The sequence below is a fragment of the Nitrosomonas oligotropha genome (genome assembly GCF_900106555.1).
Lineage (GTDB): Bacteria > Pseudomonadota > Gammaproteobacteria > Burkholderiales > Nitrosomonadaceae > Nitrosomonas > Nitrosomonas oligotropha_A.
Genome location: NZ_FNOE01000051.1, coordinates 1 through 13,263, shown reverse-complemented (window position 1 = coordinate 13,263; position 13,263 = coordinate 1). Strand labels below are relative to the sequence as shown.

Genomic DNA, 13,263 nt, shown 5'->3' with positions numbered 1-13,263 from the left:
AACTGACCGAACATCTAAGCCAACCGGAATCGGCGGCCATCATCTGCTTGAGTGGTCGTATCAAACACTGGACGTGCGTCAGAAGGATTACGCCCAGCGCGCTGATTTTGTCGGACTCATCGGGTATCCGGCAGATTGCCAGGGATCGGTGTTCAGTTTCTGCTGGAAGTGGGGATTTGTATATTTTGTGGCCGACGTTGACTTATTTGCTGTCGGTCGTATAGAAAAATGACTGAAACTCTGGTTATTGTTGGGATTTTTATACGCTTAATCTTCGAATTTCTCATTACTAAGATCGGCTAGTACAATCTCTACAATCCGATTTGCACCGTCACCCTCAGCACTGATTTTTTGTTTTGCCTCCTGGAGAGCTTTTCTGGTATTGGGATTGAAAGCCCAATGCCAAGCTGCTTCGATGTCAGCAAAATTCGTAATCGGATCAATCTTTCGTCCAAAGCCCAGCTTTTGGAGCCGGGCTGCATTGTCGGCTTGATCATGCGCCATCGGTACTAATAATTGTGGTAGCCCGGCACGCATAGCCTCAGCCATCGTGCCAATACCGGCATGATGAACAATCAAATGGGTTTGGCCAAGTAGCGCTTCGAAAGGTGCGAAGGGAATCCGGCAAACAAACTTATCTTCTCGATCTGCATGTGAAACTGGTCCGATCACCACAACGCGCGCACCCTGGTTAATCGAGAAATCGATCATGCGATCTACCCAACTTGGCCTTGACGCCACGGCACTACCGGTAGTAATCACAACCACAGGGGCGTTTCCATCGCGCAAGAAGGATTCCAATTTATCAGGCAGCAGATGGTTGCGATTGATCCCGTCTGGAAATCCAGCCAATACGCCATTGACTGGCCAATCTTCGGCTGGCGCAGCAAACCATTTAGGGAAAGCATAAATTACACGCTGAGGCGAATGCAGCCATTTGGAGAAGAAATGTTTTTGCGGTGAAAGACGAAGCGCTATGCGGTATGGATTGATTTGCTCACCTATCACAGGATCAGTAACCCACCGCTCTGCGGCGTTCACCATCCAGCGCTTCATGAAATGAGGCCAAGCCGGGGGTATGGAGAAAGAAGGCCACCTAGATGGCTGATGTGCAGAGAAAATGATTGAGGGAGATAGATGTACCGTCGTATTGCGGTAACCATCAAGCTCCTCCGCGAGGCGTGCCGCGACCGCAAATGATGAACTCACAAGAATCGTATCGGTAGAATTCCAGCCCTGACGCAGTATCTGGAATCCTGAACGCATGGCTGCACCATAATAGTGCCATGCTGCGCCAAATCCTTTCAACGGATGCCAAATGTCATTTCCATCAAAAACTTCTGAAAATACTTCATCCGCTCCGATCGATTGAAATTTTGCCGTTGTACCTTCGGTAAAATGCTGGTAGCGTTCTGGCGCAAGCAACTTGCTCTCCAGCCCACGATCTGCGAGCTTGGCGGCAACCGATGCCATTGGAGCGACATCACCCCCCGAGCCCACTGCCATCACAACTGCACGTTTAATCCTGCTCATATTTCGATTCCCACCTCAAAAGATTTTACGGGTTTAAGTGTAAGAAATCTCAGGGTTGTTTACAAAAAGGTTGATTGAAATAAGCGAAGAGTATTTCATAAGGTGTGGCATTATTCAAACTCTTATGAGGCTTAACGGTATTGCAAAAGTTAATGAAACGGAGAAGCTGAATGCGTCGATCGGCGTTGTCTTTAAAGTGAATCTTTCTGTGCCACATGTCCATCAGGTTGCAAAGACGCGCTCGGCTTTACAGTTGGTTTGCGAACGATGGACACGGGTAACTTCTGACCGGGTTTGATAAAGTCGCCAGATTTCCTGGCGATCCAATAAGGTTAACGGGTATGTTTGTGTAATGTTCATTTACAGCATCCTCCTGAATACCGAAAAACAACGCTAGGAATTCTTATACATTAGGTTTTTCTATTTTTGGCGTCTTGAATATCAGTTAACGCTTCTTTCGATTATGTGATCTTCCGGGCATCGAAGGGGTAGTGACGAGGCATATGCTGGATACTGATCCATTGATCAGTTGTAAATGCTGCCACAGCCCAAGCGCCATTAAAACGGCCGACTCCTGAATTCTTTTCACCGCCGAAGGGATTGTAAGGTAAATCATTGACCGGCTGATCATTGATATGCGCCATGCCGGATTCAAGTTGCTGTGCGAACCGAAGACCGCGTTCGACATCTTGCGTAAACACCGCGGCAGCCAACCCAAGATCGGTGTCATTGGCGATACTCAATGCATCGGCTTCATTGTGTGCGCGTATCACTGGTGCAATAGGGCCGAATGATTCGGTTTGCGCCAGCGGCATCTGATTGGTGACTTGAGAAAATACATGCGGTGGAAGTACTAATCCTTGCGCTTCGCCGCCCACCATTTGATGCGCCCCTGCTGAAATGGCATCGTGAATCCGTTGTTGCAGGCCACTTAACTGGGATTTATTGATAATGGGTCCGATCATCGTATCAGGCGCATCCGGGTCACCTGCTTTCAATTGGCGCACACGATCGGCAAAGCGTTCCACAAACTCATCGTGAATCCGATCCTCGATAATAAAGCGATTGACGCTCATGCAGGTTTGGCCCTGGTGAAGAAATTTACCAAACACGGCAGCTTCCACAGCTTGCCCCAGGTCGGCATCATTCAATACCACAAACGGGCCATTCCCGCCCAGCTCCAACTCAAGACGCTTTAGCATGGGGCCCTCAGCCGCTAACTTTGCGATATTGCGGCCAATGGGCGTCGAGCCGGTAAACGATATGACGCGAGGAATAGGGTGAGTGACAAAGGCATCGCCAATCTCGCTGCCTGCGCCCACGATAACGCTGAGTACACCCGGAGGTAATCCTGCTTCTTCAAGGATTTTTGCAAACAACAATCCGCCTGTTATGGGAGTATCACTGGCTGGCTTAACCACGACAGCATTACCGACCGCGAGCGCGGGTGCTGCGGAACGAGCGGTAAGCTGGAATGGCCAATTCCAAGGACTGATCACCCCGACAACACCGACGGGTTTACGGTACATTCGGCTTTCCTTGCCGGGAATATCGGCGGGCAGAATCCGGCCTTCCACCAAATAAGGCAGCGTGGCTGCCTCGAGCAGCACGCCATGCACGGCATTCCATTCCAGATTGGCTTTAATGCGCGTGCCACCGGACTCATGAATGATCCATGACACAATTTCTTCGCGCCGTGCTTCCATGATCTGCGCCGCGCGACGCATGATGGCTGCGCGCTCGCCCGGCAGTAATGCCGCCCATTCGTGCTGCGCCTTGGCGGCACCACGATAGGCTTCATCCATGTCATCGCGATTGGCATGTGGAATTTCGGCAAGAATAGTGCCGTTGTAAGGATTCAAATCGCTTAGAACCTTTGCTCCCTTGCCGTGACGCCATTGACCATTGATCAATAGCTGATCGAAATTTGAATAAGGCGATGGGGATTCTTTTTTATTTTCCATAATGCATTTTTCCTGTTTGTTTTACCCAAAATCTAGTTGAAGTTGCTCGGAGGAAGGTTGGTAAATTTTACTGCAGCCGGATAATCGGTTTAATCGTGATGCCTTTCTCGCTGTCTTCGGCGGCTTGATTGATTTGATCGAGAGAATAAAACTTCACCAGCTTGTCAAAAGGAAATCTTCCTTGCTGATAAAGCTCAACGAGCGCCGGAATGAAAAGATCGGGTTTGCTATCGCCTTCGATGATGCCGATAATGCGCTTCCCCGTCGTCATCACGCCGTTCACATCGAAACTCGCTTCCGTACCCAAGGCGGGTGCGCCAACGATGCCGCATGTTCCCCGGATAGCCAGCGCATCGATGGCCTGACGCAGCACAGTTGGGCGTCCGCTGGATTCCAACGCGAAATCAGCACCACCGCCGGTAATTTGACGAACTGCTTCGACGGGATCGGTTTCCCGGCTGTTGATGGTATGAGTTGCGCCTAGTTCCATCGCCAGAGCCAATCGTGCAGGTACCACGTCCACCGAGATGATGGTCGTGGCGCCGGCGGCCCGTGCCGCCATCACGGCGCTGAGCCCTACTGCGCCGCCGCCAAAAGCCGCGAAACTGCTGCCCGGACTCACCTTGAGTGCATTTATCACGGCTCCCGCGCCGGTCTGGATGCCGCAACCCAGCGGGCCGAGCAACTCCAGGGGCGCATCGTTGGGTACTTTGATGACGTTACGCTCATGCACCAGCGCAAAGGTGCCAAAGGACGATTGTCCAAAGAAATGATCGTGAATGGGTTCCGCAGTGTTACCGGCTGTGAAGGTTGACGTGCTGCCATCTTCGCGTGCGCCATTGAAATTCAAGGCATAAAAATGCTCGCAATAAGTCAAATCACCATTCAAGCAAGGCTTGCAGTGACCGCACCACATATAAGTCAGCACCACGTGATCGCCAACCGCGACTTTCTTCACGTTGCTGCCGATTTGCTCGACTATCCCCGATCCTTCATGCCCAAGCACGATGGGAAGCGGCACTTTATAAAGCTGGTCGCGCGCGACCATATCAGTATGGCACATTCCTGTTGCTACAATGCGCACGCGCACTTCATCAAAATGTGGCTCATCCTGTATCAGTTCTTCTATCCGGAAAGGGCCGCCTGGCTGGCGGGCAACGGCTGCCTTGATTGTTTTCACATGCACCTCCGCTTTGGAATCGTTATTTCATGCTTGCTCAGGATAAAGTTAGCGAATGCCTGACTTCCCAGGCGCGATGATGCCATTGGGATCTAGCGCTTTCTTGAGCGTTTTGTGTACTTTCCGCTGCACCGGACCATAGGTTTCAGCGACTTTATCCATGAAGGCCGTATTGACGCGATAAGTGCCATACCCTCGCGCGGAAAATTCGGTCAGCAGTTCGTCGAAGCACTGGTAAGCCGCTTTCGTCTGTTCAGGATCGGTCTTGTCGTACAGCACGTCGACGATATGATGCATATCGCGCATGCCGACAATGAATTCGCCGGAATAATCCAATCCGTATTTGGCAAATATCTGCTTGGTCAGTGCCATTTGTTTGAGGGTTTCACTGCCGCGCGCTTGCGAGACCGGCGCAAACCACATCGACCCACCACCTCCGCGCCAGTTATACAGCGAAAATTCCGTCAACGTCATTTCTCCACGCATGAGCTTGGCGCGGTAAGCAAATGCAGGATCATCCGCTGCTTCCTGCTCCGTCAGAATTTTTGCCTTGCCGGATTCACCGAATGCCTGTGTCACGATCTTCCAGTTCACATCGATCTGTTCCTGCGTGCCATAGAGCGCGGCATACACATTCCAGATTCCCAGTTTATGATCTTTCATGATTCGGTAGACGGCTTCATCCGGGATTGAACCCGGCCCGGATACATAATCACTCCGCTTGGCTTTTACCGGCGCTTCATACAGCGCATGGGCAATGACCACGGCGTTGGGAATGACCCCGCTGATGCGCAGCGGCCGGATCGTTTCTACGATTTCCACGATGTCTTCTTCGTGTTGGTATTGGATGACGAACGGCTTGAATGCCGGCGGCTCAGGCATCAGCCAAAAACCGAATTTAGTGACGATGCCATAGTTGGATTGCGTGAATATGCCATCCAGGTAGGGGCCATAGCCCCATTTGAATACCTGCCAGGTGTTGGAATTGGGCATTGAGCCCATGCCGGTACGCAACACTTCTCCATTCGCCAGCACGACCTCCATGCCGCAAGCGAACAAAAAGTGCTCGCCATAAGGCGTATAGCCGACACCCCGATCCAGCGTATTACCCACTGGTCCGGCAATGGCGGAAGGGGCGGGCATGGATAGCCATAAACCCAATTTGTGTTCTTTGATGTAATCATAGAGCTGCTGATACGTGGCACCAGGTTCAACTAAGGCAAAGGCCAGATCCTTATCTACTTCAAGGATGCGGTTCATGCGTTTGAGGTCAAGCACTACTTGACCCCGCTCTGCCGGAGCGGCCGAACCATAGCCCAGATTTTTTCCGGTGGAAATCATCCAGACCGGCACTTTGTACTGATTGCAAATCGCCACGATTTTCTGGATTTGCTCGACGGTGGTGGCCAGTAATGCTGCGGATGGCGTATGGTCGCCATCAGGAACCGGCATCATGGTCTTGATGTAGGGAGCAAGCTGTTCCGCGCTGGTGAGTACGGAAGTATCGCCCAGGACCTTGCGAAAATCACGGATGGCCGCATTGAAGTTTTTTTCCGATACGCCTTTGGGCAATGCGATATATTGACTGGCCATGCTGTGTTCTCCCTACACGTCGATTACGAACGAAACAAAATGATTTCCCGGTAACTCTCGATGATCTGGATTGCGCTGGCTAGATCGATGTACAAATGCGCGGCTGGAACAAGATTCCTGATGCGTTTCCATGCCCAATGCAGTGGCTACGACCGCATAACCGGTAGCTTCTATCCAGTTGTCAAACCGGAGCTGCTTAATTGTTGCACCCGCCGTTGTTTTGTCTCGATCATTGGAAGATTCATCGCTCCGGGATGATACCGATTTCCAATTTTCCGATGTTTTCCAACCAATCAGTTGACCGACTTCCAGCGGAGATACTCCGGCGCAATGCAAATGAGTTGCGGGTTGCTCTGCCAACCAATAAGACGAAAAACCCGCTAACGAAGAATCTTTCATTGCACGATCAATTGCCGTTTGTTCAAGAAAATTTTCGACAATGGAGAAATCATGCTGATTCTGACTGAGCAAGGAAGCCAGCAATCTTCCGGAGCTATATAGCGGTGATGCACTAGTCCACACATGTCGTGTAGGAAAGGAAGCGTCATCGCCGGATGAAGACATGTGTGAGCCCAATGAAAGCAGACGTCCTTCAAAATTCCTCACCAATTCAGTGAATATGGCTGCGCTGGCGTAATCCATAACGGCAATCCAACGCATATTCCGGGATTGCATCAATAAATCGACGATGCGTAGTGGGTTGGTTAATAGCGCGTCTTCTAATGGGAATGCCGGTAATGTACTGTGATGGTAATTGATGTAGCGGCTGCAAGCGGCTTGAGCACCTTTGGCAAATGCTTCATCGATGGGGGTGTTTCCCAGCAACAGCTGGCAGTTGCGCGTGCTGCCGGAGAGCGTTTGGCTGATGGATGCTGCTTGAGCGATGGTGGGAATACCGAAGGCTAGCAAGGTTCCGCCAGTCACCATGCCCTTGATGAGGATACGCCGCTTTTCATCCATAGAATGTGGTCTCCTTAATGCTGAGCTTCTTTGTTTGAAATGAAATCCGCCAGTTTGATTAATGATTCATCGTCGATTTCCGAAGGACGAAAAGCTGGCATGGCCCGGTTCCCATTACGCACGATTGCGCGGATGTAGGCTGCGGGAAGTTCGCGATTGCGAATTTGCGGTCCTACATGGGCTTCATGACAATATGCGCAAATTTTGGTGTAAATTTCTGCGCCATCCTTCCACGCAAACCCTGGGCTGTTTTTCTCATCCTGTGCCGACCATGCGCTGCTTATCGTAACAATGATTGCAACTAGACAGCCGAATATGCAATTTACCAATTTCGCTTTTTTCATGTTAATTCTCCATTCCAGGATCCTACTGCCATAGCAAGCCCGTCACTTTCTTGCCCATAATCTGCTCATTAAATACAACTTTGGCCATGGAAGAACCGGCGCAAGCGATACCATAGCAAACATGCAAGGGCAATAAGTGCTCTTCTCTCGGATGACAAAACCGGGCAAACGGCGCCTTTTCCCATTCGATCAATCGTTGTTCGCGCACTTCGGATGAAATCGCTGGATCAGTGCATGTTTCAATCAACCAGTGATCAAATCCTTCATTTTCTTTGCTGCTATCGATATTGTTAGAGAAAAACGTTTTCAAATTATGAAATGACATGCCTGAACCGATGATCAGAATATTTTTCTCTCGCAGCGATGCAATCGCTTCTCCAAGAGCGATATGCTTTCTCGGATCCAAATTTTTGAGTAACGATAGCTGAATGCATGGAATCCGGGCTTGCGGAAACATAAGCTTGAGCGGCACAAACGATCCATGATCAAAACCTCGTTGCTCATCAAGCCTCGCCGGTATACCGCTCGCCATTAACAATGCGTGAATTTCCTTCGCCAACCCGGGATTACCCGGTGCTGCATATTGAATGGTGTAGGCTTCGGCAGGAAATCCATAATAATCATAGATTATTTCGGGATGGCTGTTGCTGGTTATCGTTGCTTGTTCCTCTTCTCAGTGTGCGCTAATGACTAAAATCGCTGCTGGCTCACCCAGCTCACTGGTGATTTCCTTTAGAAAAGAAACCATTTTTTCATGCCCTTTGTCACCGAGAACCGGTAATGGCCCGCCACCGTGCGGTAAAAACAGAACGGGCGAAAGCGCTGGCGATTTTGGGTTCATCGTTTGAAATCTCTACGATTGGAAAGTATGGGAGAGTGTGCGCATTCTCTTTCTCCAAACTTTCCGTCAGCGAGCCAGCTTGCTGGCCACTTGCGCAACGTGAGCGCCCTGAAAGTGTGCAATTTTTATTTCATTGTCTGATGGAAGACGCTTGCCATCGCCACCGGCCAGCGTACTAGCGCCATAGGGAGAGCCACCGGTGATTTCATTCATGTTCATGATTTCCTGACAGGAATAGGGAACGCCCACGATGATCATGCCGTGATGCAGCAAGGTAGTATGAAACGAGGTGATCGTGGTTTCCTGACCGCCATGCTGCGTACCGGTCGACGTAAACACGCTGCCCACTTTACCGATCAGCCCGCCGTTAAGCCATAACCGGCCTGTCTGATCCAGGAAATTGCGCATTTGCGCGCACATATTGCCGAAGCGTGTAGGCGTACCGAAGATAATGGCATCATAATTTGGGAGTTCATCAACCGTTGCAATCGGTGCTGGCTGATCCAGCTTGGCACCAACCCTTTGCGCCACTTCTTCCGACATCAGTTCGGGGACACGTTTAAGGGCAACCTCGGTGTTTTCGACGTTGCGCGCACCTTCGGCCACTGCATTGGCCATAATTTCGATATGACCATACATGCTGTAGTAGAGAACGAGAACTTTTGCCATGTTATATCTCCTGATTTCATGTGATCGTGAAGTAAGTTCAGTAAGAAATTACACCATCAAAATGAAACAATCTATTGCGGAAATACTTCTAATATTCTTCTGTGTCAAAAGAAAACTAGTCAATCTGAATTCATCATACCAGACCTGCACGACGGAAGAAAAAATAGTGAGATATGTGTCCACTGATCTAAACCTCATTACATTGCCAAAATAATACTGCTGAATCAGAGAGGAGCGTCTGTCATGAAGGTTACAACAATACAATTGGTTTTGCCGTAACATAAATCCTTCACGAAGTCCTTGTTGGATTGACAGCGTATTCGATTCCAGATACCGTCATCTGTGATTGTATGAGTGTTTTTTTGTCTCCTTACCTCTAACTGATCAATGCAGCCGGTTAGCTGCAACTAGACCGATGTGATCAATCGCAATTATTTCGAGTCACATTAGTGTCTGTTCTATAAGGATTACACAGTATGACCCATACCGATCATCACGACCATACACAGCATAGTCACGATCGCCACGCAAATCAGCATGCGGTAATGATTGATCCCGTCTGTGGTATGCAAGTCGATCCGCAGACAATGAAACATTACGTTGTGCATGGTGAGCATACTTACTATTTCTGCTCGATCCACTGTCACAATAAGTTCGTGGCTGAACCCGATAACTATCTGGCGAGCAAGGCTCCAGTCGAAAAACCAGCATCCAACACCATCTATACCTGTCCAATGCACCCGGAAATCCGGCAAGTCGGGCCGGGAAACTGTCCGATCTGCGGTATGGCACTGGAACTGGCGGAAGTGTCACTCGACGATAAGCCCAATCCGGAACTGGCTGATATGAACCGGCGTTTCTGGATCGGTCTCACATTGACCATGCCGGTATTCATCTTGGAGATGGGTGGACATTTGATCGGATTGACGCATCTAATAGCAGCACAAACTGGTAATTGGGTGCAACTACTGCTGGCATCACCAGTCGTTTTGTGGGCGGGATGGCCGTTCTTCGTGCGTGGCTGGCAATCGATTGAGAACCGCGCACTCAATATGTTCACACTGATCGCGATGGGCACCGGGGTCGCTTGGTTCTATAGCATCGTGGCAACCGTTGCACCCGATATCTTTCCTGATACCTTCCGCAGCAACGATGGGGCAGTCGCAGTTTATTTCGAAGCAGCGGCAGTCATCACCGTACTGGTGCTATTGGGTCAGGTGTTGGAATTGCGGGCACGCGAACGCACCTCTGGTGCGATCAAAGCCTTACTCAACTTATCACCAACCACGGCCCGTCGTCTTGACGATGACGATGCAGAAAAGGAGATTAACCTGGATCAGGTGATAGTAGGTGATTGCCTTCGGGTTCGTCCCGGCGATCGGGTACCCGTTGACGGTAAAGTAATCGAGGGTAGCTCGAATATTGACGAGTCGATGGTAACCGGTGAATCTATGCCGGTTCGCAAGCAGCCTGCCGACAAGGTAATCGGTGGCACCATCAACGGCCAGGGCAGTTTCGTAATGCGCGCTGAGAGAGTTGGGCGCGACACGATGTTGGCGCAGATTGTTCATATGGTATCGGAAGCGCAACGTTCACGCGCACCGATTCAGCGCCTTGCGGACATTGTTGCTAGCTGGTTCGTCCCGGCAGTCATCCTGGTTGCCGTACTCGCTTTTACCGCCTGGTCGGTCTGGGGGCCGCCGCCGGCCATGAGTTATGCTCTGATTGTAGCCGTCAGTGTGCTGATCATTGCCTGTCCCTGCGCATTGGGCTTGGCGACACCGATGTCGATCATGGTTGGTATCGGGCGGGGTGCGACCGAAGGTGTTTTGATCAAAAATGCCGAAGCATTGGAGCGCATGGAAAAGGTTGACACAATTGTGATCGACAAGACCGGCACGCTGACCGAAGGTAGACCTAGGGTCACTGCAATACGTCCTACTGGTAATATCGACGAAACTGAGTTGTTGCGTCTCGCGGCCAGTCTGGAACAGGGAAGCGAGCATCCACTGGCCGCCGCCATTGTCGCTGTAGCCAAGGAACGATCGATATTGCTTTCCAAAGCGACCAACTTCGACTCGCCGACCGGCAAGGGCGTGCTCGGGATCGTCGATGATCACCAGATTATGGTAGGTAACGCAAGATTTCTTGCAGAGCAAGGTATTGATGCCGGGGTACTGGAAACGGAAGCAGATGCGTTACGTCAGGATGGGGCGACAGCAATCTTCATTTCAATCGACGGGATAGCTGCCGGTATCGTTGCCATCGCCGATCCGGTAAAGGTAACGACCCCTGCCGCTATCGATGCTTTGCATGCCGATGGAATTCGCATCGTTATGCTGACTGGTGACAACCGTACTACGGCTGCGGCTGTTGCTCGACGTCTTAGTATTGACGAGGTGGAGGCGGAGGTGTTGCCTGACCAGAAGGCAGCGATCGTGGCACGGTTGCGCAAACAGGGGCGCGTGGTCGCAATGGCAGGTGATGGCGTCAACGATGCTCCAGCGCTGGCCACCGCCGATGTAGGCATCGCTATGGGTACCGGAACCGATGTCGCGATCGAAAGCGCTGGTGTGACATTGCTGCGCGGCGATCTACTGGGCATCGTCCGGGCACGACGACTTTCCGAGGCGACAATGCGGAACATTCGCCAGAACCTATTTTTTGCCTTCATCTACAATACGGCTGGCGTACCGATCGCAGCTGGGGTACTTTATCCATTCCTTGGCATTCTGCTCTCGCCAATCCTCGCGGCAGCGGCGATGGCGCTATCTTCGGTCAGTGTAATCGGTAATGCCTTACGGTTGCGTGCGACCAAACTATAGCGATAGGCTGATTATTTTCTCCACTATCTCCAGCAAGTCTCAGCCAACACACCCAACGTCTCTCGCTCCCGGCTGCTGAACCACAGCCGATATTTTTCCTTGATACGAGACCAGCGCCTGCCATATTCGCACCAGTAATCCTTTCGTGGCGGCAACCATTCATGTGGTGCCTGATCGGATTTGGATTGGTTGGCCGCATCATCAACGACCACGAGATTTTCAAAATCATTGGCAAACGCCCGGCGCTGATCGCGTGTCCATTTATCCGCACCGTGCCGATGTGCATGAGCTAAGGGTACGATATGATCAACGTCGACATCCGAGGCTTTGGTGAATGTTTTGCCCGTGTACACGCCGAACCATTCGCCGGATACTACCGTGCAGTGTCTAGCATCCTTGAATTTGACCGGCACCCGGCTGAAAGCGATCAACATTTCCTGCCGTGTGTTCTGACAATCCCCATCGGCATCAATCCAGTGCGGCCAGTCTTTGCGATTGTAGGGACTAACCGGAGCGGGGGCGGTAATTGATTCCTGTTGAGGCGTAACCCGCTTTTCTACCGCACAACCGGAAATTACCACTAAGATTGCAATTGCTAAGGATACGAAAACAGAATTTTTCAATCTTCGAGCAATCTCTCATGAAACAAGGCAGCTATTACAAATTCGTAGTACACAGTAAAATTAGTAAAAATAAGAATAAACATTGATTTTTGATGAGGCTGCCGTGCTCGTTTAAACCAAGCAAAACCAACAGCCCCCACGCGAAAACATTACGTCATTACGGATGGTGCATATTTGGTTGATTTAAGAAACTGCAGCGATTGCAACCCCGGTTTGATTGTTAATCTACTAAGTTTAAAGGGATCAAACTTGTAGTGTTCCAGTTTGCGTAAATAGCGCTTCCGATCATTCCTATGCAATTTGCTCAGCGCAGTATTCAGATGTAAGAAATCTCAGAGTTGTTTACAGATAGGTTGATTGAAATAAGCGGTGAGTATTTCATAAGGGGTGGCATTATTCAAACTCTTGTGAGGCTTAACGGTATTGTAGAAATTAATGAAACGGAGAAGCTGAATGTGCCGATCGGCGCAGTCTTTAAAGTGAATCTTGCTGTGCCACATATCCATCAGGGTGCGGATAACCCGCTCAGCTTTACCGTTGGTTTGCGGACGATTGATGCGGGTAAACTTCTGACCGATACCGTGCTGCCTGCAAGCTTTGACGAAAGCGTGGCTGTCAGTTCCTTTAAATTCTTTACCGTTGTCAGAATAAGCATAGTCGATCTGGTAAGGACATTGAGCAACAGTGCTTGTGAGAAAGCAAGCTGCACTATGCTGGGTTTTATCGGGAAG

Annotated in this window: 14 protein-coding genes; 2 read left to right on the top strand and 12 right to left on the bottom strand. The window is 50.4% G+C overall.

What is annotated here, in order from left to right; all coding sequences use genetic code 11:
• The coding region (locus BLU57_RS16140) for a hypothetical protein (RefSeq protein WP_176776474.1) at positions 1 to 232 on the top strand (232 nt) is incomplete at its 5' end.
• 35 nt (positions 233 to 267) lie between these two features.
• Here BLU57_RS16140 and BLU57_RS15120 read toward each other — a convergent pair.
• The 10 genes from BLU57_RS15120 to wrbA all read right to left on the bottom strand — a co-directional run bounded on the left by BLU57_RS15120 (position 268) and on the right by wrbA (position 9,084).
• Entirely contained in the window at positions 268 to 1,533 is a 1,266-nt protein-coding gene (locus tag BLU57_RS15120; RefSeq protein WP_090322711.1) for a nucleotide disphospho-sugar-binding domain-containing protein, read from the bottom strand.
• Positions 1,534 to 1,755: 222 nt separating this feature from the next.
• On the bottom strand, positions 1,756 to 1,893 hold the full coding sequence (locus tag BLU57_RS16135) for a hypothetical protein (protein WP_176776473.1): 138 nt from the start codon (positions 1,891 to 1,893) through the stop codon (positions 1,756 to 1,758).
• A 101-nt stretch (positions 1,894 to 1,994) separates the two neighbouring features.
• Positions 1,995 to 3,497, bottom strand: a complete 1,503-nt coding sequence (locus BLU57_RS15115) for an aldehyde dehydrogenase family protein (protein WP_090322709.1) — start codon at positions 3,495 to 3,497, stop codon at positions 1,995 to 1,997.
• A gap of 67 nt (positions 3,498 to 3,564) precedes the next feature.
• Positions 3,565 to 4,677, bottom strand: a complete 1,113-nt coding sequence (locus tag BLU57_RS15110) for an NAD(P)-dependent alcohol dehydrogenase (RefSeq protein ID WP_090322706.1) — start codon at positions 4,675 to 4,677, stop codon at positions 3,565 to 3,567.
• Positions 4,678 to 4,725: 48 nt separating this feature from the next.
• A complete protein-coding gene (locus BLU57_RS15105; protein ID WP_090322703.1) occupies positions 4,726 to 6,270 on the bottom strand; it encodes an FAD-binding oxidoreductase in 1,545 nt (514 codons plus the stop codon).
• Between the two features lie 12 nt (positions 6,271 to 6,282).
• Positions 6,283 to 7,230, bottom strand: a complete 948-nt coding sequence (locus BLU57_RS15100; RefSeq protein ID WP_090322700.1) for a hypothetical protein — start codon at positions 7,228 to 7,230, stop codon at positions 6,283 to 6,285.
• Positions 7,231 to 7,244: 14 nt separating this feature from the next.
• The gene (locus BLU57_RS15095; RefSeq protein ID WP_090322699.1) at positions 7,245 to 7,574 is read right to left on the bottom strand and encodes a c-type cytochrome; all 330 of its coding nucleotides are present in this window, start codon (positions 7,572 to 7,574) and stop codon (positions 7,245 to 7,247) included.
• A 22-nt stretch (positions 7,575 to 7,596) separates the two neighbouring features.
• Positions 7,597 to 8,229, bottom strand: coding sequence for a DODA-type extradiol aromatic ring-opening family dioxygenase (locus tag BLU57_RS15090; RefSeq protein ID WP_256206331.1), 633 nt, complete (start codon positions 8,227 to 8,229; stop codon positions 7,597 to 7,599).
• A gap of 18 nt (positions 8,230 to 8,247) precedes the next feature.
• A complete protein-coding gene (locus BLU57_RS16760) occupies positions 8,248 to 8,415 on the bottom strand; it encodes a hypothetical protein (RefSeq protein WP_256206328.1) in 168 nt (55 codons plus the stop codon).
• Positions 8,416 to 8,481: 66 nt separating this feature from the next.
• Complete coding sequence (gene wrbA, locus BLU57_RS15085) at positions 8,482 to 9,084, bottom strand: NAD(P)H:quinone oxidoreductase (protein WP_090322696.1); 603 nt, start codon at positions 9,082 to 9,084, stop codon at positions 8,482 to 8,484.
• A 476-nt stretch (positions 9,085 to 9,560) separates the two neighbouring features.
• Here wrbA and BLU57_RS15080 point away from each other — a divergent pair, with 476 nt between their 5' ends.
• On the top strand, positions 9,561 to 11,909 hold the full coding sequence (locus BLU57_RS15080) for a heavy metal translocating P-type ATPase (RefSeq protein ID WP_090322694.1): 2,349 nt from the start codon (positions 9,561 to 9,563) through the stop codon (positions 11,907 to 11,909).
• A gap of 23 nt (positions 11,910 to 11,932) precedes the next feature.
• On the opposite strand, the gene BLU57_RS15075 is transcribed toward BLU57_RS15080, so the two are convergent.
• Together BLU57_RS15075 and BLU57_RS15070 are read right to left on the bottom strand one after the other, a co-directional pair.
• The gene (locus tag BLU57_RS15075) at positions 11,933 to 12,532 is read right to left on the bottom strand and encodes an HNH endonuclease family protein (protein WP_090322691.1); all 600 of its coding nucleotides are present in this window, start codon (positions 12,530 to 12,532) and stop codon (positions 11,933 to 11,935) included.
• Positions 12,533 to 12,864: 332 nt separating this feature from the next.
• A partial coding sequence (locus BLU57_RS15070) for an integrase core domain-containing protein (RefSeq protein WP_143026948.1) occupies positions 12,865 to 13,263 on the bottom strand: 399 nt, incomplete at its 5' end.

Coding starts and splice junctions, on each gene's coding strand:
- BLU57_RS15120 (WP_090322711.1), bottom strand. CDS start 1,533: ATGAGCAGGATTAAACGTGCAGTTGTGATGGCAGTGGGCTCGGGGGGT.
- BLU57_RS16135 (WP_176776473.1), bottom strand. CDS start 1,893: ATGAACATTACACAAACATACCCGTTAACCTTATTGGATCGCCAGGAA.
- BLU57_RS15115 (WP_090322709.1), bottom strand. CDS start 3,497: ATGGAAAATAAAAAAGAATCCCCATCGCCTTATTCAAATTTCGATCAG.
- BLU57_RS15105 (WP_090322703.1), bottom strand. CDS start 6,270: ATGGCCAGTCAATATATCGCATTGCCCAAAGGCGTATCGGAAAAAAAC.
- BLU57_RS15100 (WP_090322700.1), bottom strand. CDS start 7,230: ATGGATGAAAAGCGGCGTATCCTCATCAAGGGCATGGTGACTGGCGGA.
- BLU57_RS15095 (WP_090322699.1), bottom strand. CDS start 7,574: ATGAAAAAAGCGAAATTGGTAAATTGCATATTCGGCTGTCTAGTTGCA.
- BLU57_RS16760 (WP_256206328.1), bottom strand. CDS start 8,415: ATGAACCCAAAATCGCCAGCGCTTTCGCCCGTTCTGTTTTTACCGCAC.
- wrbA (WP_090322696.1), bottom strand. CDS start 9,084: ATGGCAAAAGTTCTCGTTCTCTACTACAGCATGTATGGTCATATCGAA.
- BLU57_RS15080 (WP_090322694.1), top strand. CDS start 9,561: ATGACCCATACCGATCATCACGACCATACACAGCATAGTCACGATCGC.